Source organism: Microbacterium aoyamense (genome assembly GCF_023155855.1).
GTDB lineage: Bacteria > Actinomycetota > Actinomycetes > Actinomycetales > Microbacteriaceae > Microbacterium > Microbacterium aoyamense.
In genome coordinates this window covers 741099-766197 of record NZ_JAKNUT010000001.1, presented here as the reverse complement: position 1 = coordinate 766197, position 25099 = coordinate 741099, and the positions used below count along the sequence as shown (strand labels likewise).

The 25099-nt window shown below is 68.8% G+C and carries 22 protein-coding genes; 14 read left to right on the top strand and 8 right to left on the bottom strand.

Annotated elements, in window-relative coordinates; all coding sequences use genetic code 11:
* Positions 1–6: 6 nt before the first annotated feature.
* Together MA876_RS04065 and MA876_RS04060 are read right to left on the bottom strand one after the other, a co-directional pair.
* Entirely contained in the window at positions 7–384 is a 378-nt protein-coding gene (locus MA876_RS04065) for a YciI family protein (RefSeq protein ID WP_248146303.1), read from the bottom strand.
* Positions 385–545: 161 nt separating this feature from the next.
* Entirely contained in the window at positions 546–1412 is an 867-nt protein-coding gene (locus MA876_RS04060) for an alpha/beta fold hydrolase (RefSeq protein ID WP_248146301.1), read from the bottom strand.
* A gap of 244 nt (positions 1413–1656) precedes the next feature.
* Between MA876_RS04060 and MA876_RS04055 the strand changes: the two genes are divergently transcribed.
* Positions 1657–2115 carry a hypothetical protein gene (locus MA876_RS04055; protein WP_248146299.1) on the top strand — a complete coding sequence of 153 codons (459 nt, stop codon included), beginning with the start codon at positions 1657–1659 and terminating at the stop codon, positions 2113–2115.
* Between the two features lie 163 nt (positions 2116–2278).
* Here MA876_RS04055 and MA876_RS04050 read toward each other — a convergent pair whose 3' ends face one another.
* On the bottom strand, positions 2279–2647 hold the full coding sequence (locus MA876_RS04050) for a hypothetical protein (protein ID WP_248146297.1): 369 nt from the start codon (positions 2645–2647) through the stop codon (positions 2279–2281).
* Positions 2648–3002: 355 nt separating this feature from the next.
* On the opposite strand from MA876_RS04050, the gene MA876_RS04045 reads away from it, so the two are divergent.
* The 4 genes from MA876_RS04045 (at position 3003) to MA876_RS04030 (ending at position 7567) form a co-directional block, all read left to right on the top strand.
* Positions 3003–4067, top strand: coding sequence for an ABC-three component system protein (locus MA876_RS04045; protein WP_248146295.1), 1065 nt, complete (start codon positions 3003–3005; stop codon positions 4065–4067).
* Complete coding sequence (locus MA876_RS04040; RefSeq protein WP_248146293.1) at positions 4067–4543, top strand: ABC-three component system middle component 2; 477 nt, start codon at positions 4067–4069, stop codon at positions 4541–4543. The genes MA876_RS04045 and MA876_RS04040 overlap by 1 nt, the downstream gene beginning before the upstream one ends.
* Entirely contained in the window at positions 4540–6414 is a 1875-nt protein-coding gene (locus MA876_RS04035; protein WP_248146291.1) for an ATP-binding protein, read from the top strand. The genes MA876_RS04040 and MA876_RS04035 overlap by 4 nt, the downstream gene beginning before the upstream one ends.
* A gap of 241 nt (positions 6415–6655) precedes the next feature.
* On the top strand, positions 6656–7567 hold the full coding sequence (locus tag MA876_RS04030; RefSeq protein ID WP_248146289.1) for an AbiTii domain-containing protein: 912 nt from the start codon (positions 6656–6658) through the stop codon (positions 7565–7567).
* A gap of 167 nt (positions 7568–7734) precedes the next feature.
* Here MA876_RS04030 and MA876_RS04025 read toward each other — a convergent pair whose 3' ends face one another.
* On the bottom strand, positions 7735–8184 hold the full coding sequence (locus MA876_RS04025) for a hypothetical protein (protein ID WP_248146287.1): 450 nt from the start codon (positions 8182–8184) through the stop codon (positions 7735–7737).
* A gap of 83 nt (positions 8185–8267) precedes the next feature.
* Entirely contained in the window at positions 8268–9026 is a 759-nt protein-coding gene (locus MA876_RS19250) for a nuclear transport factor 2 family protein (RefSeq protein ID WP_248146285.1), read from the bottom strand.
* A 51-nt stretch (positions 9027–9077) separates the two neighbouring features.
* On the opposite strand from MA876_RS19250, the gene MA876_RS04015 reads away from it, so the two are divergent.
* Genes MA876_RS04015 through MA876_RS04000 form a run of 4 tightly spaced genes read left to right on the top strand, consistent with a single transcriptional unit; the run spans position 9078 to position 16655 of the window.
* The gene (locus MA876_RS04015) at positions 9078–12314 is read left to right on the top strand and encodes a transglutaminase family protein (RefSeq protein ID WP_248146284.1); all 3237 of its coding nucleotides are present in this window, start codon (positions 9078–9080) and stop codon (positions 12312–12314) included.
* Complete coding sequence (locus tag MA876_RS04010) at positions 12311–14800, top strand: circularly permuted type 2 ATP-grasp protein (RefSeq protein WP_248146282.1); 2490 nt, start codon at positions 12311–12313, stop codon at positions 14798–14800. Before MA876_RS04015 ends, MA876_RS04010 begins: the two co-directional genes overlap by 4 nt.
* Positions 14797–15696 (top strand): transglutaminase family protein, encoded by a 900-nt coding sequence (locus MA876_RS19245; protein ID WP_248146281.1) that lies wholly within the window; start codon positions 14797–14799, stop codon positions 15694–15696. Before MA876_RS04010 ends, MA876_RS19245 begins: the two co-directional genes overlap by 4 nt.
* Positions 15693–16655, top strand: a complete 963-nt coding sequence (locus MA876_RS04000) for a zinc-binding metallopeptidase family protein (RefSeq protein WP_248146280.1) — start codon at positions 15693–15695, stop codon at positions 16653–16655. Before MA876_RS19245 ends, MA876_RS04000 begins: the two co-directional genes overlap by 4 nt.
* A 3-nt stretch (positions 16656–16658) precedes the next feature.
* Here MA876_RS04000 and pucL read toward each other — a convergent pair whose 3' ends face one another.
* Genes pucL through uraD form a run of 3 tightly spaced genes read right to left on the bottom strand, consistent with a single transcriptional unit; the run spans position 16659 to position 18423 of the window.
* Complete coding sequence (pucL, locus tag MA876_RS03995; RefSeq protein ID WP_248146279.1) at positions 16659–17570, bottom strand: factor-independent urate hydroxylase; 912 nt, start codon at positions 17568–17570, stop codon at positions 16659–16661.
* Positions 17571–17572: 2 nt separating this feature from the next.
* A complete protein-coding gene (gene uraH, locus MA876_RS03990; protein ID WP_248146278.1) occupies positions 17573–17908 on the bottom strand; it encodes a hydroxyisourate hydrolase in 336 nt (111 codons plus the stop codon).
* Complete coding sequence (gene uraD, locus MA876_RS03985) at positions 17905–18423, bottom strand: 2-oxo-4-hydroxy-4-carboxy-5-ureidoimidazoline decarboxylase (protein ID WP_248146277.1); 519 nt, start codon at positions 18421–18423, stop codon at positions 17905–17907. The genes uraH and uraD overlap by 4 nt, the downstream gene beginning before the upstream one ends.
* A 130-nt stretch (positions 18424–18553) precedes the next feature.
* Between uraD and allB the strand changes: the two genes are divergently transcribed.
* Genes allB through MA876_RS03960 form a run of 5 tightly spaced genes read left to right on the top strand, consistent with a single transcriptional unit; the run spans position 18554 to position 25070 of the window.
* A complete protein-coding gene (gene allB, locus MA876_RS03980) occupies positions 18554–19933 on the top strand; it encodes an allantoinase AllB (protein ID WP_248146276.1) in 1380 nt (459 codons plus the stop codon).
* A 5-nt stretch (positions 19934–19938) separates the two neighbouring features.
* Positions 19939–21042 (top strand): acetamidase/formamidase family protein, encoded by a 1104-nt coding sequence (locus MA876_RS03975; RefSeq protein WP_372491484.1) that lies wholly within the window; start codon positions 19939–19941, stop codon positions 21040–21042.
* Complete coding sequence (locus MA876_RS03970) at positions 21035–22594, top strand: AtzH-like domain-containing protein (RefSeq protein WP_248146274.1); 1560 nt, start codon at positions 21035–21037, stop codon at positions 22592–22594. The genes MA876_RS03975 and MA876_RS03970 overlap by 8 nt, the downstream gene beginning before the upstream one ends.
* Positions 22591–23814, top strand: coding sequence for a pyridoxal-phosphate-dependent aminotransferase family protein (locus tag MA876_RS03965; RefSeq protein ID WP_248146273.1), 1224 nt, complete (start codon positions 22591–22593; stop codon positions 23812–23814). Before MA876_RS03970 ends, MA876_RS03965 begins: the two co-directional genes overlap by 4 nt.
* Entirely contained in the window at positions 23814–25070 is a 1257-nt protein-coding gene (locus MA876_RS03960; protein WP_248146272.1) for an allantoate amidohydrolase, read from the top strand. Before MA876_RS03965 ends, MA876_RS03960 begins: the two co-directional genes overlap by 1 nt.
* Positions 25071–25099 lie beyond the last annotated feature (29 nt).

The following is a 25099-nucleotide window of genomic DNA, read 5'->3' as shown; positions in this document are numbered from 1 at the left end:
AGCGGCTCACGTGTTGGCCTCGAAGTCCGCTTCCGTCCAGACTCGCGCCAGACCGACTCCGCTCGCGACCGCCGCTTCGGGGAACCGCGCGGCGATCTCGACGGCGCGCGCTTCGTCGACGACATCGACGAGGTAGTACCCCGACACGACTTCGGTGACCTCGGGCAGCGGAGCATCCGTCACCAGCGGACCGCCCGGTCCACGGCTCACGAGCTTCTGGGCGCTGGTGTCGAGCGCCTTCGAGTCGACCAGCTCGCCCGTGGCCTCGAGGTCGGACTCGACGTCCCAGTAAATCTGGTACGCCGCCGAACGCTCGGCGTCGGTCATGCCGGCGAACAGCTCGATGACGGCCGGGTTGTTGTGGACGAGGATGAGGTACTTCATCTGCTTCTCCGATTCCGGCCGCCGGATGCGGCCCTCTCAGTGTGTCGGAGCCATCATGACGACTTCGACACCGAGTCGAAACGTATACGCGACCGACGCCCGACGACCTGTGGGCGGGATCACCGAGCCCGACAGCCCGCTCGTCGCGGTCGAGCAACCGATCAGTCTTGGTCCAAGACCTCGCGGAGTCGGGCCGCGAACGCCTCCGGCTGGCCGGCGTAGCCGAACTCGCCGCCCATGAAGCCGCCGTGATGGCTGGGGAAGATCGTCGCCTCCTGGCCGAGACGCTCGGCCAGCGCTAAGGCCGTCCGGCCGGTGTAGACCTTCACGGACTCCTCACCGACGGCGACAACGATGCGCGTGGGTGCCGCGCGCAAGGCGTCGAGGTCGGGCTGGTAGTGGGTGACGGCCCAGGACCGATCCGACAGGAGGGGATCGTCCCGCTTGCCGTCGTCTCCGCTCGGCATGCCGAATGCCTCCGGAGGCGGTGCCGGCTGGGCGAGGTACTCGTCGTTGATCTCGCCTTCCCACGAGGTGAGAGCGATGAACCCGGCCATCCCGGCACCCCATCCCTTCTCGTTGTACAGCCGCGTGTAGGCCTCGCGAGCCTCTTGGACGGCAGCGGCATCCGGCAGCACGCAATCTATCGGCGGCTCATGCGCGACGAGCGTCGCGACGTCTTCGGGATGCGCTGTGACCAACGCGAGCGCGGTCACCGCCCCGCCGCTGCTGGCGAGCATGTCGACGGGACCGGCATCCAACGCCTCGATGATCGCGTGTACGTCGCCCGCCTGGACCTCGGGCTCGTTCGTCACCTTGCCGTCCTTGCGCGTGCTCCTACCCAGGCCGCGTGGATCGTAGGTGATGATGGTGCGGTCTTCGAAGAGCGGCACCTGCGCCTGGAACCCGCTCGCACCCATCGGCTGCCCGATCAGCATCAACGGCGGCCGACCGTCAGATGTGGGGAGCGGCCCGTGCACGTCGTAGACGAGATCCACGTCCGGCAGCTCGAGAGTGCGTTCCGGCATCTGCAAGTCCCCTCTTCGGCGTCGTCTTTCGGATCGTATGGCGTTCGATCCTCGACACGCCAGGTGGGTCGAACGACCCCGCGATCTCCGCTGTGCGTGCACGCACAGGGCGTCGCCATCGGTCAGCGGGCCGGGCGGTGTATTCGGGCATCGGATGACGGTCGGCCTCGGGACCACGAAAGGTGGCGCGGAGCCGCCCGCACAACGACCGGCTCGCGGGCCCGGTGCCGATACCGTCAAGAGCATGAGCGCCGACCAACTGTCCCTTACGGAGGTCCATCCGCGGAAGAAGCGCAGGTACTGGCACCTGTTCGAACCGTCGAGCGAGTTCGTGAAGCCGTGGTGGAGGCCAGAAGAATCGGTTAGCGAATCCGAGCATTGGCTGTCAGGTCAACTACGAGGCACCGAAGTGGCTCGATGCAAGTTCGTTCTGGACGTATCGCCCCAGTCCCATCCCCTGCTCGGGAAGATGCCGCACGGGCAGCTCGACATTCTCGCGCTGGAGGTCGCAGTATCGGCGCGGGGCCACGGCGTAGGTCGGGATGTGCTCCGCACGATTCGCGACTTGTTCCCACTACCGAGGTTGACGGCGCTCAACGACAATGCCGAGTCCAGAGGGTTCTGGGACAGCGCGGGATGGATTCGCCATGAACATCCCAACCTGCTCTTTCGGTCAGAACGTGTCACCTACTCCGAACGCTGAGCTGCCACCACTTCGAGCCCGCGATGTGCGACAACCGCACGGCGTCAATAGTCCTCACCCAACAGCCCGAGTGTGGACCGGCATCCGCCGAGCATGGCGCACCCCCGCACCGCCGGGCCTTCTGATCCGCGACGCTGCCTGATTCCGGCTCAGTGACAGCGGCTCAGTTGAGACCGTCTAGGCCCTCGGGTTCGTGGACGCGCCTGACGACTCCTTGTGCGACGGGCTTCCGCGGCCGCCAGTCGATGCCGCTTCCGCGCCAGTACCGGTCGAATTCCGCCTCTATGTCGGCCCTCAGCTCTTCCAGCTCCGCGTAGACCGCCAGATCCGCCTGAGTCAACTTTGGGCCCTCGCCCTTCATGCGCTTCCTCAAAGCGTCGAGCTCATGCTCCACGCGGCGCAGAGTTATGCCCGCGGCACTGGTGAACCCTTCTCGATGGGCGCTGTCGCGGATTTCGGCTTTCGCCTGCCGCGCACCCTCCTGCAGAGCGTCTCCAACGAACTCGCCTACACGTCGAATGCGCTCATCCATCCGTAGCCCCCATGCTCTCGAGAAGGTGTCCACGTCCACCGTAGCTCCGCCAGTCAGCGCTTCCACTCTCGCGGAGCTAGCGCGGACTCGACCGCTCGAGGGCGACGTCGGAGCCACGCAGCCATCGAATCGGATCCGACTCAACGCTCGAAGTACACGCGCGCCAGTTGCCTGAACGGCACTGCCGAACGCGCCGCCCAACACCTGAGCCAGCGCGCACCGCCAAGTAGGCTGAACCGAACTCGGCGTGGGGCCGAGTGGAGCTTCGGGTTACCGACATTGGTAAGACAGACAGGAGGCTGCCGACTTGGTAGACGAGCAACCCCTTGCTGCCTCCATACTTTTCAGTCCACCGTTGCTCAGTGACCTTGACGCCCCCGAACCGCCAAGCGCGCCCGTTTCCGTAGCGGGTCCTCCCGTCACGCCTGCGCAACGAATCGCGTTCTACTCCCCAGAGGAGTGGGAGCACTTCATCCGGGAGTGGGCGACAGCACTGCACCCAAGTTACGTCCAGATCAAGCGGCTCGGTGGTTCGAACGACAAGGGCGCGGACGTCGCCGCCTTCAGGACGAGCGAGGGCTTTGAAGGAAGCTGGGATTGCTTCCAGGGGAAGCACTACGCGAATCCCCTGGCGTGGTCCGATGCGTTCCCGGAGATGCTCAAGGTCTTTGTCGGGGTTGAAGAAGGTCACTATCAGCGCCCCGACCGCTACGCGTTCCTGGCGCCGAAAGGGTGCGGCACCGCTCTCAACCGTCTTCTCAGCAGGCCTACCGAGCTGCGTGAGAAGTTTCTGAAGGAGCTGGACAACGCGAAGAGCGCGGCGGCGGGCCTCAAGCAGGAGTTGCGGGAGCGAGTACGAACGCTCGCCGCCGCAACTGACTTCGCGATGTTTGTGTCAATTGAGCTGGTCGACGCCATCGAGACGCATCGGGCAACCGCATACTACGTCGCCAGGTTTGGCGGGCCGCTTCCGCCCCGCCCGACAACCAAGCGTGCTCCCGATGCCATTCACGAATCCGAGACGCGCTACGTTGCACAGCTCATGGAGGTGTACCGCGAGTCCCGACCATCCGATGACCTAACGCTCGAGACGATCCGTACGCACTCCAGGCTGGCCGTCCACTTCCAGCGTCAGCGTGAGTCGTTCTACTCGGCCGAGTCTCTGCGACTGCACGCGCGTGACGCTGTCCCGCCCGGAACCTTCGAGGCCCTGCAGGACGACGTACATTCCGGGGTCATCGAAGTTGCCGAGGCAGACCACGCCACCTCGATGGACCGACTCACGCAGGTCCTCCAGGCCTCCACGCAGATCGATCTGAGCTCGCACGCTCTCACCACGATCTCTCAGACCGATGACCGCAAGGGAATCTGCCATCAACTCGCGAACGAGGACCGGCTGACCTGGATGCGAGTCGAGTGATGCTCAGCCCCCTCAATGGACCTTTGGAGACGGCCGTTCGAGTCCTGACCCTTCTCGCCGAGGCATACCCGGACAGCCTGGATCTGAACCAACTGGTCCTGCTGGATCACGGGCTACTGCATAGCGAGGATCTCGGAGGGCCGCCGAGCCTCCACCCGCCGGTCCCGATTCGTTCCAGTGAGCTCGGAGTCAAGAGGCAGCAGCTCACGCACGGGCTCGAAGTGCTCACACGGGTTGACCTGGTGGAGATGGGCGCAGTCGCGGGCGGGATTCACTTCATTGCGGCGGAGGGCGCGCACCCGTTCCTCAGCCTGTTGGAAACGTCATACGCTCGTGCGCTCGCCGAACGGGCGCGATGGGTGGTTGGTCGATTCAGGGGGCTGTCGGACGAGGAGATTCGTTCGGCGATCCGAGAAGTGTCCGGTCGGTGGGCGGAGGAGTTCGAGAACTTCGCAGGTGAGGAGCAACACATATGAGTCGGCTGAGGCTAGTCCATATCACGCTCTGGGGCCCAAACGTACCGCTCTCGACCGTGGAGTTCGGCGCGGGGCTTACACTCGTGCGCGGTCCGTCAGACACCGGCAAGTCCTTCATTGTCGAGGCGATCGACTACATGCTCGGTGCGAAGTCGCTAAAGGAGATCCCCGAGCGAACCGGCTACTCAACAGTTCTGCTCGGCCTCGAGCTTCCATCAGGGGAGGTAGTGACGCTGTCGCGGGGCGCTGCTGGGGGCGCCTTTTCGCTCTTTCGCTCCGACATCAGAAGTGGCCCGCTCCCGGTCTCCAACGAAGATCTGGCGGCGAAGCACAACCCGAAGAACGAGACCAACCTCTCAATGTTCCTTCTCAAGCAACTCGACCTTGAGCAGGCATTGATTCGCAAGAACGCTCAGGGCGTCACGGTTTCGCTGAGCTTCCGAGACCTCGCTCACTTCTGCATCATCGACGAAACGACGATGCAATCCGATGTGCCGCCCGCGATCACCGGCCAGTACACGACCAAGACGAAGGAGATCTCCACACTCAAACTCCTCCTAGAGGCCGAGGATGATTCCTCCATCGTGGCCTCAAAGGGCGCATCCGCGAGCGCTCGCACCAACGGGGCGAAGGTTGAGGTGATCGACCAGCTTCTCGGCGACCTTGAGGCGAAGCTCGCCGAGATCCCAGAGGAAAGTCAGCTGAGCGATCAGTTGGCACGCTTGAATGGCTCGATTGAGGACCAGACCTCTACAGTCGGAGTGCTCCTCGCGGAGCGCTCCGCCCTCGCGGATCGGCTCCGCGCATTGCAGGAGAAGGCGCGGGGCGCGCGGACGGAGCTCGCCGAGGTCGGGGCACTTCAGAGTCGGTTCGCCTTACTCAGCAGGCTGTATGACTCTGATCTGGAGAGACTCGCGACGATTCGAGAGGCCGGCGCACTTCTCGGCTTCTTCACACCGGGGACGTGTCAATTCTGTGGCGCGGAGTTTTCCGACCAGCACTACAACGATGCACACGGCGCCGATGGGACCGCATTCGAGGAGTCGGTCGATGCTGAGATCGCCAAGACCATGGCGCTCAGAGCAGATCTCGCCATCACACTCGATGAGCTGACAAGACGTGGTGACGAGGCCCGATCCACTCGACATGACGCTTCCGTCGAGTCGGAAGCGCTGGCGGACAGCTTGCGGGCTCTCGATGAGGACCTGAGTCCTGGTAACGGCGCGCTGCGTGAACTGATCGCGGTCAAGAGCGACATCGAGAAGTCGCTGGCGCTGTACGCGCAGTCTTCAGAACTGATCCGACTGAGAAACGCGATCATCGACACAACCCAGACTGATGCCAGTGTCATAACCGACGGGCTGAACCTCACTGCTCTACGCGAATTCTCCAGCGAGATCGCCAAGAGACTCGAGGCCTGGGGGTACCCAGATGCGTCTTCCGTCCATTACGACCGCGCAGTGCAAGACATCCTCGCGGACGACCAGTATCGTTCCGCGCATGGCAAGGGCGTTCGCGCGATTCTCCACGCCGCGTTCACAGTCGGTCTCGCGCAGTACTGCTTCGACCGCGACATCGCTCACCCCGGCTTCGTCGTGCTCGACTCGCCGCTTGTCACCTACCGACCGCCCGACGTGGACTCGCCGGCGTTGCTCGATGAATCGCTGCCGACAGGGATTGTTGGCGACTTCTATCGCGACATCCAGCGGAATTTTGACGGCCAGATAATCGTGATGGAGAACCTCGATCCGACTGAGCCACTCGGTCCTGCGGCGGTGGATGTCGTTTTTACAAAGAAGCGCGGTGTCGGTCGATACGGTTTCCTCCCGCCGAAGCGTCCTGTGACAGCCGCGCTCGAGATTGAGTCCTGACGCGTCCGCGAAGTCGACCCGACGACGACGGTCTGCCCGACTGGGCAGTGGCGCTCAAGACCGCGAATACTCACAATCCGGGTCGGCTGTGCCTTGACGCCAGGGACGAACCGAACGAAGCGGCCCCGATCCGCGCAAGGCCCGTTCAGGGATCGCGGTAGCTGTACCTCCGGGGGGCGGGCGGGTACCGGCGGGACAGGCGCCCGCGGGTACTGTCGGCCGTAGTCGATAGCATCCGTGGGTGGGTCTACTCGACGAGATAATTGACGGCGCATCATCTGATTCCGTCACGACCACCAACCTTCTTCGGAAGGTGCAGACGGTGGCGCACCGTGTTGGCGCGAACGAGCTCACGGCGTGGGTGCGTGCCGAGCTTGATGGGTATGAACCCGGCGCCTCCCTTCCTACTTACCGCGGCCCCTTCGCTGCCACCGTGCGAGCTGTCTGGGCAGGGCCCTTCGGATCGAGCGCGACCAGCATCTTGACGCAAGTCGGCACGCCCGACTACATGCACCCGCTGTTCGAGGATCGATTTCTTCAGGGGATACCGGAGATCGAGGAGCTGTCATCGAAGCAGGACGAACTTGGGATCGCATGGGATGGTACTGCGCTCGCGCACTACAACAAACTCGTTCAGAAGGATGCGGTACCGCGCTTTGAGATGATGGGGGTCTACTCCGCGCATCGTGTCGTCACGCCCGCCGCCTTGCGTTCTGTCGTCGAGAGTGTGCGGACCAAGGCGCTCGAGCTCGCACTTGATCTTCAGTCCGCGGACCCTCGCGCCGGGGAAGTCGGCGGGCCAACAAAGGCCGATCCCGCTGTCGATCGTGCGGTGATGGTCAACGTCAATCACATCTACGGTGACGTCGCGAACGTCGCGCAGGGGACCGGTATCAGCCAGTCAGCGACCGTCACGAAGGATGACATCGAGAGCTTGGCCCGAGCTCTCGTCGATCTTCTGGCTGATCCGAAGGCCGCGGTCCAGGCAATGGCGATCATCACTGGGGATGATCCACCGCCCACGAAGAAGTCGAAGCTCCAGAAGCTCGGAAGCGCTCTCGGTAATGGTGCCACGGCGATCGGGACTGGGATCACGAGCGATGTCGCTGCTGCTGGCCTCCTGCACTTGGCGGGGCAATTCCTCGGCTGGTGATTCGCCGCCGTATGTCTGACCCTCCTCGCAAGTCCAAGAAACCACTCTTGTCAACGTCGGCCGAGTTCTGACCCTCTCTCGTCGAGGCCTGAGCCACCGGGCTGGCCGGTCGCGATGCACGGCACGGTCCCCTCGCCGTGCATCGCCCGTATGAGGATCCGACCGGTCTATGGATTCGAGCGAGTACGCCGCGCGCCAAAGATGCGCAACGGGGCGAAGTTTTCTGCCGCCCCGGCAAAGCGAGTCCCGACCCTGGCGGCGCTTCGCACCGCGGACACACCCGCGATGGCGGCGGTCACGCACATCACGATCGGTGTGACCGCGAGCACGAGGGCAATTGCATTGGGTTTGAAGACTGCCCCACTCGGGCCGTTGACGTATGCGCCAATGGGCAGTGCGATCCCGCCGCCGCCACCGCCCGAGCCCTCGCCCTTGCCCTGGGGCAGCTTCTCGGTCACGGGGGTCTCGCCAGACCCCTCCCCGGCGCCGAACCCGAACGCGACGATCGCGACGGGGACGACGTCCTGCCCTCCCACCGTGGACTTCTCTCCGTATGCGACGCGGGCGCCCCAAGAAGGTACGGACGCGGCGAGTTTCTCGACCAGTCTCTCCGTCATGAGCCGACCATAGCGGCCAGGCCACTGCGTGGACCACCCTCTCACCCATCGCGATGCGGTGGGACTCCTGACTCAGGGGATCGCTAGGCCGACCAGAACTCCGAGCTCTCGGCGGGCTTGGCATCCGTCATCCGGATCGTCGTGATCACGCCGCGCTCGATCGTGAACAGCTGCGACGAATAGTTGTGCAGCGTGCGCCCGCGACGGGCGGCGCGCACCTCGATCATGATGAGCACCTGGTGGTCATCGATCGCGACAGGACGCTGCGTGAGCGAGATCTCGTACTCGACCGGTGCGCTGGTCAGCATCTGGCGCAGCGAATCCACGTAGGCATCTCCGCCCTGGAGCTGCGACTCCTGCCCGTCATCCGTCGTGACGAAGGCGGTCAGCCCGTCATCCAGCAACGCGCGCAGGCCGGCGAAGTCGCCCGCGTTGAACGCCGCGATGAACCGCTCGGCGATCTGCTCCATGTCCGACGCGGGCGGAACGAGGGATGACAGCAGGCTCGCCGCCGATCCCAGTTCGACCGCGTGCGGGTCGAAGGAGAAATCGTGCTCGGTGCGCAGGTCGTAGAAGGAGTGGAGCACCGTCTGCTCGACGACGTCGTCGATGCGGGAATGCCGCACCGCCTCCTGCTCGCTCACCTTCCCGGCGGCGTCACCGAGATCGGTGGCGGCGATGTCGACGAAGCCGACCGAGAGCACTTCGCGCGGGTCCTCGAGCGAGACGGCGTTGAACACGCGGGCCGGAACACCGAACCCCTTGTCGGCCTCCCACGCGGTGATGAACGACTCGAACGTGGCACCTTCGCGGAGCCTGCGGCGGAACAGGGCGATGATCACGGGCTCAGACTACGTAACCCTCCCGCAACAGGAATAGGGCACAGTTGTGCCATGTCGGTCAAGGTCGCGCTCGAGCACTACACGGGCTATCGGTTCGCGCATCCCGTCACGGTGCATCCGCATCTCATCCGGCTGCGTCCTGCGCCGCATACGCGAACGCCGATCGACGCGTACTCGCTGCAGATCAGTCCTGCCGAGCACTTCGTCAACTGGCAGCAGGATCCCTTCGGCAACTGGGTCGCGCGCGTCGTGTTCCCCGAGAAGGTCAGCCACCTCGAGATCACGGTCGGACTCGTCGCCGACCTCATGGTGATCAACCCGTTCGACTTCTTCATCGAGGAGTACGCCGAGCGCTTCCCGTTCGCGTACCCGCCCGAGCTCGCCGACGACCTCGCGCCGTATCGCGCCCCGGTCGACGAGAGCGTCGAGACGGGGACGTGGATGCACGGGCTCCCGCCGCTCCCCGACGACGGCGTGCCGACGGTGACGTTCCTCGCAAACCTCAACCGCGCCGTCAACAGCGCGGTCGCCTACGACGTGCGCATGGAGCCCGGGGTGCAGTCGCCCGATGAGACGCTCGCGCGCGGAATCGGCTCGTGCCGTGACTCGGCCTGGCTGCTCGTGAGCCTGCTGCGCAAGTACGGCCTCGCCGCCCGATTCGTGTCGGGCTATCTCGTGCAGCTCGCGGCGGACCAGGCATCCCTCGACGGTCCTTCCGGACCCGCGGCCGACTTCACCGACCTGCACGCGTGGGCAGAGGTCTTCATCCCGGGCGCCGGGTGGATCGGGATGGATGCCACGAGCGCCCTCTTCGCGGGCGAGGGCCACATTCCGCTCTCGGCAACGCCCCACCCTTCGACCGCGGCACCGATCGAGGGGACCACCGGTCGCGTGGACGTCGAGTTCGACTTCCGCAACGAGGTCCGGCGCGTGCACGAGGATCCGCGCACGACGAAGCCGTACACCGAGCACCAATGGGAGCGCATCGATGCGCTCGGCGAGGCCGTGGACGAGCGGCTGCGCCAGGGCGATGTGCGGCTCACGATGGGCGGCGAGCCGACCTTCGTCGCGCTCGACGACGCGACGGCCAAGGAGTGGAACACGACCGCCGACGGCGAGCACAAGCGCGCTCTCGCGACCGAGCTCGCCGAGAAGCTGCGCGAGGTCTTCGCGCGGGGTGGCGTCGTGCACCGCGGCGACGGCAAGTGGTACCCGGGCGAGCCTCTGCCGCGTTGGAACATCGCGCTGCAGTGGCGGACGGACGGCGTGCCGCTCTGGAGCGATCCGGCACTCCTCGACGATCCGTGGGCGACGTCGGAGTCGACGACGGCCCGCTACGACGCCGAGGTGGTCGCCCGGGGCATCGCGGCGTCGCTCGGGCTGCCGGCATCCCAGCTGATCCCCGCATACGAGGATCCGCTCGCCGCGCTCGCCGCCGAGGTGCGCAAGCCCGAGGGGTCGAAGCCCGGCGAGGAGCCCGCCGAGGTCGCATCGCTCGACGCCGAGGAGAAGAAGCCGGCCGGATGGGTGCTCCCGATCACGACCGAGGACGCCTGGACGAGCCCCGCCTGGCGGTTCCGCCGTGGCCGCCTCGTCCTGACGCCCGGGACGAGCGCGATCGGCGCCCGCCTGCCGCTGGACTCCATCTCGTGGGTGGACCCCGAGCATCCCGGCGAGCCGTCGTACCTCGAAGCCGGCGAACCACTCGTCGCCGGCATTCCGAACGTCCAGGTCGTGAGCCCCGACGGCGCACCGCGCACGGCGATCGCCGTCGAGGCGCGCGACGGTCACGTCTTCGTCTTCCTGCCGCCGACGACGACGCTCGAGGCGTATGCGTCGCTGCTCGCGGTCATCGAACGCGCGGCGACCTTCGCCGCTGTGCCCGTCGTACTCGAGGGCTACGGTCCGCCGCCGGACGCCCGGCTGACACAGCTCGTCGTGACGCCCGACCCCGGCGTCATCGAGGTGAACGTGCAGCCGACGTCGTCCTGGGCAGACCAGCGCGACCTCACTCGCACGCTCTACGACCTGGCTCGGCGGAGCCGCCTCGCGACCGAGAAGTTCGACCTCGACGGCCTGCACACCGGCACGGGCGGCGGCAACCACATCACACTCGGCGGCACGACACCGGCCGATTCACCGCTCCTGCGCCGCCCCGATCTGCTCGCGAGCCTCATCGCGTACTGGCAGCGGCATCCTTCGCTCTCGTATCTCTTCTCGGGACGCTTCATCGGCCCGACGAGTCAGGCGCCCCGCTTCGACGAGGGTCGCCCCGAGGCGGTCTACGAGATGGAGATCGCCCTCGCCGAGGTGATCCGGCTTTCGGGCGAAGACGGCGCGCCGCTGTGGACCGTCGACCGCGCGTTCCGTCACCTGCTCACCGACCTCACCGGCAACACGCACCGCGCCGAGTTCTGCATCGACAAGCTCTACAGCCCGGACTCGTCGCGGGGGCGCCTCGGCTTGCTCGAGCTGCGCGGCTTCGAGATGCCGCCGCATCCCGAACTCGCGCTCGTGCAGGCGCTGCTCGTGCGCAGCCTCGTCGCGATGTTCTGGGAGCAGCCCTACACGGCACCGCTCGTGCGGTGGGGCACGCGCCTGCACGAGGACTTCCTGCTGCCCCAGGGCGCAACGGCCGACATCGAATCGGTCGTCGCCGACCTCCGGGCCTTCGGGATCGCCTTCGAGGAGACGTGGCTCGACCCCTTCACGGAGTTCCGGTTCCCGCGGATCGGGATGACGCGGATCGACGGCATCGAACTCGAGCTGCGTCAGGCGATCGAGCCGTGGCACGTGCTCGGCGAAGAGGCGACGGCGGGCGGCACGTCGCGGTACGTCGACTCGTCGGTCGAGCGCATCCAGGTGCGCGTGCGGGGCGTCGACCCGGCCCGTCACCTCGTGACGTGCCAGGGTATACCTGTGCCTCTGACCCCGACAGGACACCTCGGCGAGTACTACGCCGGTGTGCGCTACCGCGCGTGGCAGCCGTGGTCGGCGCTGCATCCGTCGATCCCCGTGCACGCGCCGCTCGCCTTCGAGGTCGTCGACATCGCGGCCGAGACGAGCCTCGGCGGCGCGACCTACCACGTCGTGCACCCCGGCGGCCGGTCGTACGACCACCCGCCCATCAACGCGAACGAGGCCGAGGCTCGCCGAGCGAGCCGCTTCGAGACGCGCGGTCACACGCCGGGTCGCCTCGACATCGCCGCGATGCGCGAGGCGGGGCGCCGCGCCGCGACGAGCGACTACCCGCACACGCTCGACCTGCGGAGGGTCCCGCCCCGGTGAGTGTGCTCCACGACTACGCGGCGGGACTCACGCAAGCGCCGCTGCTTCCCCTGTCGGACGATCCGACGGGGGCCGTGTCGCGCTTCGACGAGGTGATCGGGCCCGAGGGCACGCTGCGACCTGCGTGGAAGTCGATCGCATCGGCGACGCTGGATCTCACGTCCTCCGAGATCGCGAGAGTGGATGCCGAGATCGCGCGCGCTCTGGCCGACGACGGCGTCACCTACACGCACCGAGACGGGGCGCGGCCGTGGCGGCTCGACCCGTTCCCGCTCGTGCTCGAGGCATCCACGTGGAACAGCCTGCAGACAGGGCTCGCGCAGCGCGCCGAGCTTCTGAACGCGATCATGGCCGACGTCTACGGCGAGCAGCGCCTGCTCGCCGACGGGGTGATCCCCGCCGCGGCGATCGTCGCCCACCCCGGGTTCATCCGCGCCGTCGCACGGCCGAGTGTCGGGACGACGCACCCGCTCCTCATGACGGCGACCGATCTCGGCCGCGACGCGGACGGCGAATGGCGCGTGCTCGCCGACCGGGTGCAGGCTCCGTCGGGGTTGGGCTACGCCATGACGAACCGCTCGGTCGTCTCGCGCCTGCTGCCCGAGCTCTACCGCGAGGCCGATGTGCACCGACTCGAACCGTTCTTCGCGGCCTTCCGCGATGCGCTGCTGCAGTGCGCCGCCGTGGACGACACCGATCCTCGCGTCGTGGTGCTGTCGCCGGGGACGCACTCCGAGACGGCGTACGACCAGGCCTTCATCGCGAACTCCCTCGGCTTCCCGCTCGTGCAGGGCAGCGACCTCGTCGTGAGCGAGGGGAGCGTGTGGATCAAACCGCCGCGCTGGCCGCGTTCGAAGCCCGTCGATCGGGTCGACGTCATCCTGCGCCGCGTCGACTCGGAGTGGTCGGATCCCCTCGAACTGCGCGGCGATTCGCGGCTCGGCGTCGCGGGGCTCGTCGAGGCCGTCAGGCGCGGGCGCGTACGCGTCGTCAACGGCCTGGGCGCCGGAGTGCTCGAGAATCCGGCTCTGCTGCCGTTCCTGCCCGCGGCGTGCGAGCGCCTGCTCGGCGAGCAGCTGCGTCTGCCCGCGGCGCCGGCGTGGTGGTGCGGCGACGGCGGCCTCGATCAGGTCCTGGAGCGGCTCCGACGCGACCCCGAGTCGATCCTCGTGCGGACTCTCGCGGGACGCGCCGTGCCTGGGGACGACCTCGAAGCGATGATCCGAGCGCATCCCTACCGCTTCGTCGGCATCGAGCGGCTGCCGCTCTCGCAGGCGCCCGTCTGGGGGCCGGGCGGCGAGGCACGGGCGCGCACGCTCGTCGTCCGCGCGTTCACGCTCCGCCATGGCCCGGCGTACCGCACGCTCGCGGGTGGACTCGCGACGGCGCGGGACGACGCGGGCGCTCCGCTGACGAAGGACGTCTGGGTGCGCAAGGCTGATGCCTCCGAGAGCGATCAGGGTCTGCCGACGGCCTCCCCGCGCGCGATGGAGCCCTCGATCCCGGCCTTCGCACCACGTGCGCTCGCGGACATGTACTGGGCAGGACGCTACGCCGAGCGGGCCGAGGACGCCCTCCGGCTCGTCATTGCGGCGCAGGCCCTCGTCGATCGTCCGGGTGGCGACCGCTCCGCGGCGGCCGGTGCGCTCTTGACCGTGCTCCGGCGGCTGGCCGGGTCGCGATCGGTCGGCGCCGAGGCCGACCTGCGCTCCGCTCTCGTCGACGCGCACCGCTCCGGCTCGGCGGCACATGCCCTTTCGGGAATGCGCACGGCGCTCGAGGGTGTGCGCGACCAGCTGTCCGGCGACACCTGGCGCGTCTTCAGCTACGCCGATCGGGCGATCGCGACGCTGCGCGAGTCCACCCACCCGTCGTCGGTCGCGGACGCCGCCGAGCAGATGCTCACGGGCGTCCTGTCGCTGCACGGCGTGACGGCGAGCATGATCCGCGACACCGGTTGGCACATGATCGAAGCGGGCCGCTACCTCGAGCGAGCGCTGCAGGTGTGCACGCTCCTGACCGCCGTGACCGAGTCGCCGCGGTCGCAGACCGCCGATCGCGATGTGCTCGACGGCGTGCTGCTCGCGGCTGAGAGCCTCGTGACCCACCGGCGGCGATACCGCGGCTACGGGCGCGTGCGCAGCATCCTGGATCTCCTCGTCAAGGATGCCGCCAACCCGCGCTCGATCGCGTTCTCGCTCGATCGCGTGCAGGCGTCCCTGGCGGCGATGCCCGACTCAACGGGGTCGACGCGTCCGGAGCGGCTGCTGCACGAGATCATCGGATCGATCGAGTCGGTCCCCGTCATGGTTCTCACCGCGCGCTCCGACGACGGCGTGCGCGATGCCCTCGCCGCGTTCCTCTCCGACACGTCGGGTGCGGTCGCGCGACTCAGCCACGCGATCGAGCAGCTGCACTTCGAGGGCGGTCCGCCCGCGCTCGAGATGTCGTCGCTGTCGCTCATCGAAGAGATGACCCGCTCGTGAGGTACCGCCTCAGCCACCGCACCGAGTACGTGTACGACAAGCCCGTGCGCAACAGCCTCGGGACCCATCACCTGCGGCCGCGCGAGCTGCCGTGGCAGACGCTGTCGTCGCACGCCGTGACGGTGGATCCCGCCCCGGCCGACCTCGCGCGCGACGTCGACTATTTCGGCAACGCCGTGACCTACTTCCACGTCACGAGCCCGCACGAGCACCTCGTCATCGACGCGCTGAGTGATGTGACCGTCGATGCACCGCGGTACGACGAGAGCGCGCTGGCGAGGCCGTGGGAGCAGTCCCGCCCCCTCGAAGGCGGCGCGTGGCCGGACCTCTGGTCGGCGACGGAGTTCGCGCTCGAGTCGCCCCGTGTGGCGCAGATTCCGGATGCCGCGGCCTACGGCGCCGTGTCACTGACGCCGGGTCGCCCGATCGGCGAGGCCGCGACCGACCTCATGCGCCGCATCCATCACGACTTCGACTACGACACCAAGGCGACGACCGTCACGAGCACCGTCGCCGATGCGATGCGCAAGCGCGCCGGGGTCTGTCAGGACTTCGCGCACGTCGCGCTGGCGTGCCTGCGCAGTCACGGCGTCGCGGCGCGCTACGTGAGCGGCTACCTCGCGACGCAGCCGCCGCCGGGGAAGCCCCGTGTCGTGGGGGCGGATGCCTCGCACGCGTGGCTCGCGGTGTGGCTGCCGGCGTCAGGCGAATGGCTGCACATCGATCCGACGAACGACACGTGGGCCGACGAGCGGTACATCACGGTCGCCTGGGGCCGTGACTACGGCGACGTGTCGCCCGTGCGCGGCATCATCTGGTCGAAGGCGAAGAAGTCGACCCTGCGGGTCTCGGTCGACGTCGCCCCCGTTCTCGAGCCCGAGCCCGAGCCCGCATGAAGTCGTTCCAGTGCCGCGTGTGCGGCGGAGCCCTGTTCTTCGAGAACTCGGTCTGCGTGACGTGCGGCAGCGCACTCGGGTTCTCACGCGAGGAGCGCGAGATCGTTCCGGTGGATGCCGTCGGCCGATACGTCGACGCCGAGGGATTGATCTGGCACGTATGCCGCAATCTGAATCTATCCGGCTGCACGTGGCTCGCGCGGCTCGAGGGCGGGCAGTGCTCCAGCTGCGATCTCACGCGCGTGCGGCCCGCCGATTCCGACCTCGAAGGACTCGCGAACTTCGTGCCCGCCGAGCGAGCCAAGCGGCACCTGCTCGTAGAGCTCGACCGGCTCGGGCTCGGCGGATCGCTCGGCGGCCTCGCCTTCGACCTGCTGTCGAGCACTCTGCAGCCCGTCGTGACGGGGCATGTCGACGGTGTCATCACGATCGACCTGGCCGAGAGCGACGCCGCGCATCGCGAGGGACTCCGCGAGCAGCTCGCCGAGCCGTACCGCACGCTGCTCGGCCATTTCCGCCACGAGATCGGGCACTTCTTCCAGTGGAAGCTCGTGACGGACGGCACGACGCTGGAGCGATTCCGTGAGCTCTTCGGCGACGAGAGCGAGGACTACCAGGACGCGATCGACCGTCACTACGTCGAGGGCGCGCCCGCCGACTGGGCGACCGCGCACATCTCGACCTACGCGACCATGCATCCGTTCGAGGACTTCGCCGAGACGTGGGCGCACATGATGCACATCTTCGACACCGTCGACACGGCGATCGCGTACGGCCTGATCGAGGAACATGCCTTCATCGGCATGCGTGCGCTGGTCGTCGATGAGTGGATGCCGCTGTCCACGGCGCTCAACGTCGTCAACCGCTCGATGGGCAAGGACGACCTCTACCCCTTCACGATCCCCGCGCCGGTCCTCGACAAGCTCGAGTTCACGGCATCCCTGCTCCCGTCACGCTGAGACTCAGACGAACGTCGGGACGTCGGTCCAGGCGTCCGGCGCGGGTGCCGCGCCGTCGCGCGTGATCGTGCCCTCGATGAGGCCATAGGGTCGGTCGGCGGCGTAGAAGACCTCGTTCGGGTTCTCGAGCCCGAACGGCGACAGGTCGTAGACGAAGTGGTGCTTGTTGGGCATCGCGAAGCGCACTTCGGCGATCTCGGGGCGGGCCTCGATCGCGGCCGCGCCCATCGCGAACAGCGTCTGCTGCAGAGCGAGCGAATGCACCGTCGCGAAGGTCGAGAGCAGGACGCCGAGCACGTCGGTGTACAGGCGGTTGTAGTCGATGCCCGCCTCGACGGCTTCGGGAAGGAAGCGCCAGCGCCCCGTCACCGAGGTCGCCATGATGCGGTCGTTCGTCTCGACGAGGGTCGTGTACTCGTCGCGCGGGAACCCGGCGAACTCCGACCCGGTCGACTTCAGCACCGTGAGGTCCTTCACGCCGCCCGTCACGTGCGTCGCCCCTCCGATCTTCTGGACGGTCGCGAGCCTCGTGCCCTGTCCCTTGCGCACGAAGGAATGATCGTGGGGTTGCCCGTCGACGAGGATGCGCTCCCATTCGTACTGCTCGGCCTGCCACAGCCCGCCTTCGATCCAGTCGAAGCCGTCCGTGAAGTGCGCGCCGAGCGTGAGCAGGTACTCCTCGGGCGAGGGGATGCCGTGCTCCTTCGCGAACGCGAAGGCGGTGTTCTTCTGCGTGTCCGTCGCGACGACGAGGGCGTTGTCGCCCGTGAGATACGAGTCGACGAGCGCCGCGCCGCGCAGCTGCGACGTCACGTTGAGGTCGACGATCTCGTGGCGGGGGGTGTCGCGGTAGATGCGCACGACGCGGTTCTCGGCCTTGCCGTACTTGTTGGCGCCGAGGCTGACTGAGACCATGACTAGCTCCCTCTGTAGGTCGAATACGCGAACGGGCTGAGCAGGAGCGGCACGTGCAGGTGCCGATCGTTCGCTTCGACGGTGAAGGTCACGGTGACGAGGGGATGGAAGGTCGGGATGCCGCGGTCCGCGAACCACGCCCCCGTGCCGAACGTGAGCGCGTACATGCCCGGCTCGAGCTGGTCGGGGCCGAGGGCCGCGCGCCCGTCCGAGTCGGTGAAGCCCTGCGCGACGGGCTCGGTGCCCCCGCCGGGCAGATGGCGGGCGAGCGAGAGGACGACATTCACGGCGGGTGCTCCCGCCGTGGCATCCAGCACGTGGGTCGTGAGGTGGCTCATGAGGGGACTCCTTCGTCCGTGACGTCGGTGCGCAGGCGCAGGAGGGCGATCTCAGCCAGCTGGGCTGTCGCCTCGGCGGCCTCGACCTCATCGTCGTTGCCGAGCCGACGCTCGAGCGCGACCAGCATCTCCTCCGGGGAGCGACCCGCCGCGCGGATGAGGAACACCCGTCCGAATCGCTCCTCGTAGGCGGCGTTGCCGGCCGCGATCTTCGCCGTCACATCGGCTGCGGCATCCCTCATGGCGGCCTGTTCGGAACGGGATGCCGTGGCCTCTGCGTTCTCGCCGGTCACGCGAGCGCCTATCCGGGGGTGATGTGCGAGAGCGGCGTCGAGGTCGTCTCGCGACCAGCCCGCCGCGAGAGCGCCCGCCGCCTCCGCGAGCGCGTCGGCCGATGAGTACGGACGTGCGGCGACGAGAGCGTCGGCCCAGACCGGGACGGCGGCCCACACCGAGACGAGGGCGCGCGCCGCCGCGGCGTCCATCCCGTTGAACTCGTCGATCGTCACCGCCACGGCCCCAACCTAGCGACGGCGCGTCGGCGTGCGGTTACCCGGGTGTAAAAACTGCGCGTCGGCGGGCAGGTTTACCTCGGCGAAATGCCGCGGCACCTCGGGCGAGACACGAGTGCGGGATGCTGGCGCCATGACGAAATCGCTGCGGTCGGGCGGCTCGACCCGCATCCGGGCCGGTCGGGCCTGGATCGACGGCGCGTTCCGCTCGGCGGACGTCACGATCGAGCACGGTGTGATCGCCGGAATCGATCCACCCTCCGGCCCTCCGCGCAAGGCGATCATCGTGCCCGACGACGCCGTCCTGCTGCCCGGGCTCGTCGATTCGCACGTGCACGTCAACGAGCCCGGTCGCACCGAATGGGAGGGCTTCCGCTCGGCGACGCTGGCCGCCGCGGCCGGCGGCGTGACGACGATCGTCGACATGCCGCTCAACTCGATTCCCCCCACGACGACGGTCGAGAATCTCGCGGTCAAGAGGGCGGCGGCGACGCCATCCGCGTACATCGACGTCGGGTTCTGGGGCGGGGCGGTGCCCGAGAATCTCGGGATGCTGGCGCCCGTGCACGAGGCGGGGGTCTACGGCTTCAAGTGCTTCCTCTCGCCGTCGGGCGTCGACGAGTTCGGTCACCTCGATCGCACGCAGCTCGCGGCGGCGATGGAGGAGATCGCGGCGCTCGGCTCGCGGCTCATCGTGCACGCCGAGGACCCCGCTCTCCTGCACGACCACGGCGCGCTCGGTCGCGAGTACGGCGCGTTCCTCGACTCGCGCCCGCCCGAGAGTGAGGCGTCGGCGATCGACGCCGTCATCGCCGAGGCACGGCGCACGGGGGGGCGCGCCCACATCCTGCACCTCAGCGACGCGAGGTCCCTCCCCGCGATCCGCGCCGCGAAGGCCGACGGCGTCGCCCTGACCGTCGAGACGTGTCCGCACTACCTCACGATCACGGCCGAGGAGATCCCCGACGGTGCGGCCGAGTTCAAGTGCTGCCCGCCGATCCGCGGGGCGGCGAACCGCGATCTGCTGTGGGAGGGCGTGGTCGACGGCACGATCGACGCGATCGTGAGCGACCACTCACCGTCGACGGTCGATCTCAAGCGGTCGGGTGGCGGCGACTTCGGGCTCGCCTGGGGTGGGATCGCGGGTCTGCAGGTGGGGCTGTCGGCGGTGTGGACCGAGGCGCGCGGCCGCGGCATCCCGTTCGAGGCGATCCTGCCCCTCTTCACGACCGGGCCCGCGCGCGTCGCGGGTCTCGAGAGCGCGGGGGTGATCGAGGTCGGGGCGCCCGCGCATCTCACGGTCTTCGGTCTCGACGATGCGTTCCCCATCGACGCCGCCGCGCTGCTGCACCGCAACCCGATCACGGCCTACGACCACCGCCTCCTGTCGGGACGCGTGCGCCGCACGTGGCTGCACGGCCGCGGGATCTACGACGTGACCGAGGGCGGCGCGGGCGAATCCCCGCGATTCCGCGGCAAGCCGCGCGGACGACTTCTCTCGGCGCGAGGCTGACCGACATGGGATTGGATGACAGCATGATGATCCTGCAGCCGGGGGCCGGCGCAGTGCCGGGCGACCACTACCTGCGCTCGACGCCCGAGACCGTCCTCTGGGGGCGTCTGCCGTGTCGCGCCGACGCGCCCGTGCTCACGATCGCCGCAGGCGAGAGCGTCACGATCGACACCGTCAGCCACGAGGGAGTGCTCGAAGACCAGGGCAAGGACCCGATCGCGTACTTCACCGGCCACGGTGTGGATGCGGCATCCGTCCTCGACGACGCCGTCGAGATCGCCGCGACTCTTTCCCGCGACCCGGCCGTCGACGGCCCTCACGTCGTGACCGGCCCCGTGTTCGTCGAGGGCGCGCACCCCGGAGACCTGCTCAAGATCACGGTCGAGACGCTCGTGCCGCGCGTGCCCTACGGGGTGATCTCGAATCGGCACGGCAAGGGGGCACTCCCGGGCGAGCTGCCGCGCGGCCCGGGCAACGTGAGCGTCTTCACTCCCGTGGAGTCCCGGCCGGAGGGGCTCGTCGGGCTCCTCCCCGTCGTCGAGGGCGGGCAGCGCGTCATCGCCTTCCCGCTCGCGCCGTTCCTCGGCACGATGGGCGTGGCGGTCGACTCCGACGAGCGTCCCCACTCCGTCCCGCCCGGATCGCACGGCGGCAACATCGACATCAACCTGCTGACCGAGGGAGCCGTGCTCTACCTCCCGGTCCAGGTCGAGGGAGCACTCGCGTACGTCGGCGACCCGCACTTCGCCCAGGGCGACGGTGAGGTCGCGCTCACAGCGCTCGAGGCATCCCTCCGCGCGACGTTGCGCTTCGACGTCGTGCCGCGCGCGGTGGCGCTCGCCGAGTTCGGCGACGTGCTCGGGCCCCTCGCCCGTGCGCACGGCTTCCTCGTGCCGACGGGACTCGATCCCGACCTGAATGCGGCGATGCGCAACTGCGTGCGCGCGGCGCTCGATCTGCTGCAGGCCCGCTGGGGTCTCGACGAGCACCTGGCCTACGCGTACCTCAGCGCTGCGACGGACTTCGACATCTCGCAGGTCGTCGACATCGTGTGCGGCGTGCACGCCCGCATCCGCGAAGCGGACTTCGAGGGGACAGGTCGTGGCTGAGATCCCCGCCGACCTGCGCGCCGCCTTCGAGCGATACGAGGCGGCGATCGTCGCGAACGACGTCGACGTGCTGGACGCCTCGTTCGCGCCCGGCTCCGAGACCCTTCGCGGCGACGGCGCGGGCCTGCTCATCGGCTTCGACGCGATCTCCGCCTTCCGCGGTCTGCGCGGCGGGGTTCCCGCACGCGAGATCGAGCGGATCGAGTACCGACCGCTGGGTGAGGATGCTGCGCTCGTGGTGTCGGTGTCGCGCTACGCCGGCGGCGGCACCGGCCTGCAGACGCAGGTCTGGCAGCGCATCGACGGGACGTGGCTCATCACGGCCGCGCACGTCACTCCGCGCGCGCAGGCGCTCGACACGTCGGTGTGGCGCACGGTCGGCTCGCCGCTGTGGCAGGGCGCGTGGGAAGGAGCCCTCGCGGGTCTCACGGTCGCCGTCAAGGACCTCTTCGCGATCAAGGGCTATCGCATCGGTGCGGGCAACCCGACCTACCTCGACGGAGCACGCGCCGAGACGACGACCGCGCCGGCCGTCGCGGACCTGCTCCGCGCGGGCGCATCGCTGCGCGGCATCGCCCGCACCGACGAGTTCGCGTACAGCATCGCAGGCGACAACGTCCACTACGGCACCCCGTCCAACGGCGCGCTCCCGGGTGCCCTGCCCGGCGGGTCGTCGAGCGGCCCCGCGACGGCCGTCGCGACGGGGCAGGCCGACATCGGCCTGGCGACAGACACGGCCGGATCCATCCGCGTGCCCGCGTCGTACCAGGGGCTGTGGGGCCTGCGCACGACGCACGGGCTCGTGCCGCGGCAGGGGATGCTGCCGCTCGCGCAGTCGTTCGACACGATCGGCTGGCTCACGCGTGACGGCGAGACGCTCGAGCGCGTCGCGGACTGGTGCCTGAGCTACGACGGCTCCGAGACGACCGAGAGCGTGCGCGGGGCATCCGCCGATGAGCTCCCGTGGCGCTTCGTCGTGCCGCGGGAGGTGATGGATGCCGTCGAACCCGACACGCGCGTGGCTTTCGAGGCCTTCGTCGCGGGGCTGGATGTCGAGGTGGCCGACATCGGCGACCTCGACGAGTGGTTCGTGCCGTTCCGCACCGTGCAGGGCGCCGAGGCGTGGCGCAACAACGGCGACTGGGTCTCGGCGCACCCGAGCGCGCTCGGCGCGGCCGTCGCCGAGCGGTTCCGCGTGGCATCCGCCATCACCGCCGACGACGAGGCATCCGCCCGCCGCACCCTCGAGGTGCTGCGCACCCGCGTCCGCGATCTCGTCGCGGGCGCCGTGCTCATCATGCCCACGGTGCCCGGCCCCGCGCCGCTGCGTACGCGCTCCGGCGAGCGCGTCGATGCCCTGCGCACCGCGACCCTGCGCATGACCACACCCGCAGCGATCGGCGGGCTGCCCGCCGTCTCGGCGCCCCTCCTCACGGTGCCCTCGACGCTCGGACCCGCCCCCGTCGGCGTGTGCGTCGTGTCACGCGAGGGCACCGACATCGCACTCGTGCGGCTCGCCCGCCGCCTCGCCTCACGTCTGGAGCTGTCATGACGATTCCCGGTCCGATCTCGCCGCCGCCGCGCCTGCTGATGGGGCCGGGCCCGATCGGCGCCTACCCGAGCGTCCTCGAAGCGATGTCGGCGCCGCTCGTGGGCCAGTACGACCCGTTCATGACCGCGACCATGACCGAGACGCAGGAGCTGTATCGCGGCGTCTGGGCCACCACGAACGACGCGACGCTCCTCATCGACGGCACGTCGCGCGCCGGCATCGAGGCGGCGATCGTCTCGCTCGTGCGTCCCGGCGACCGCGTCCTCGTGCCGATCTTCGGGCGCTTCGGGCACCTCCTCGCCGAGATCGCCGAGCGCGCGCTCGCCGAGGTGCACACGATCGAGGTGCCGTGGGGTCAGGTGTTCCCGGTCTCGGCGATCGAAGAGGCGATCGTGCGCGTGCAGCCCACCCTGCTCGCGCTCGTCCAGGGCGACACCTCGACGACGATGAACCAGCCCCTCGACGAGATCGGAGCGCTGTGCGAGAGGCACGGCGTGCTCTTCTACAGCGACGCGACCGCTTCGCTCGGCGGGAACGCCTTCGAGGCTGATGCGTGGGGACTGGATGCTGCGACCGCCGGGCTGCAGAAGTGCCTCGGCGGGCCGTCGGGTTCGTCGCCGATCACGCTGTCGCCCCGCGCCGTCGAGGTCGTGCAGGCACGGAAGAAGATCGAGGCCGGCATCCGTGAACCCGGCGACCCGTCGGCGCGCGACTTCGTGCGCTCGAACTACTTCGACCTCGGCATGATCCTCGACTATTGGGGTCCGCGCCGGCTCAACCACCACACCGAGGCGACCTCGATGCTCTACGCCGCGCGCGAGTGCGCCCGGGTGCTGCTGCTCGAAGGGCGGGATGCCGTCATCGAGCGTCACCGCATCGCCGGCACTGCGATGCTCGCGGGTGTGCAGGGTCTGGGCCTCACGGTCTTCGGCGACATCGCGCACAAGATGAACAACGTCGTCGCGGTCGAGATCCCCGAGGGCGTGCCGGGCGACATCGCGCGCGCGGCGCTGCTCGAAGAGGACGGCATCGAGATCGGCACCTCTTTCGGTCCCCTGCACGGACGCGTCTGGCGCATCGGGACGATGGGCTACAACGCGCGAGAGGATGCCGTCATGACGACGCTCGCCGCGCTCGAGGCGCTGCTGCGGCGCTTCGGCGCGGCGGTGCCGGTCGGTGGCGGCGTCGAGGCGGCGCGTGACGTGTACCGGAGCGCGTGATGCCGCTGCTCGACGCTTCTCGCGATCTGATCGCGGCGGCGGCGCGGCGGGTCATGGCGCGCTGCGACGAGCTCGCCCGGGTCTCGGCCGCGCAGAGCGGGATCGAGCGCGTCTACCTCTCGCCCGAGCACGCGCGGGTCAACCGCCTCGCGGCGGAGTGGATGCGAGAGGTCGGCATGACGACGAGACAGGATGCCGCGGGCAACCAGCTCGGACGCGTCGGTGATCCCGCATCCGCCGCATTGATGCTCGGCTCCCACCTCGACACGGTGCCCGACGCGGGGCGCTACGACGGCATCGTCGGAGTGCTCATGGCGCTCGAGGTCGTGCGGCTGCTGCGGGACGCGACCCTGCCCTTCGCGATCGAAGTCGTCGCGTTCTCGGACGAGGAGGGCACGCGCTTCGGCAAGGCGCTGCTCGGATCGTCGGCCGTCGCCGGAGCATGGGACCCCGGCTGGTGGTCGCTGACGGATGCCGAAGGCACCTCGCTGCGCGAGGCGTTCCTCGAGTTCGGACTCGATCCCGGACGCATCGGCGAAGCCGCGCGGCAGCCCGACGAACTCGTCGGCTATCTCGAGGCGCACATCGAGCAGGGACCCGAGCTCGACGAGCGCGGCGAATCGCTCGCGGTCGTGTCATCCATCGCCTCCGCCCGGCGCTTCCAGCTGATCGTCGAGGGCGAGGCCCGCCACGCGGGCGGCACGCCCTACGACCGGCGTCGCGACGCGCTGCTCGGGGCGTCGGAGGCGGCGCTCGCCGTCGAGCGGATCTGCCGCGCCGAGCACCACATCATCGGCACGGTCGGGCAGCTCGAGGCGTACCCCGGTGCCGTCAACGTCGTGCCGGGCGAGGCGCGCCTCTCGCTCGATCTGCGTGGCGAGTTCGACGGCGCGCGCGACAGCGTCTGGAGCGCGATCTCTGCCGAGCTCGACGCCATCATGGGCCGCCGCGGTCTGCGGTGGACCGCCCGCGAAGTGCACAGCGCGCCCGCCGTGTTCTGCGCGCCGCTCCTGCAGGACGCCGTGCGCGAAGGCATCCGCTCCACCGTCGCCACGACCGAGGACCCCGCGGTCATCTTCAGCCGCGCGGGCCACGACGGCATGGCGATCGGCGCGGTGACGGGGGTCGGGATGCTGTTCCTGCGCAATCCGGACGGCATCAGCCACCACCCCGACGAGTCGGTGTCGGAGGGCGACGTGGCCCGCGGCATCCAGTCCCTCGCCGAGACGGTGCTCCAGCTCGCCGCCGACCGCTGACCGGACGCTCCGATCGGTCCCGAGCCCTC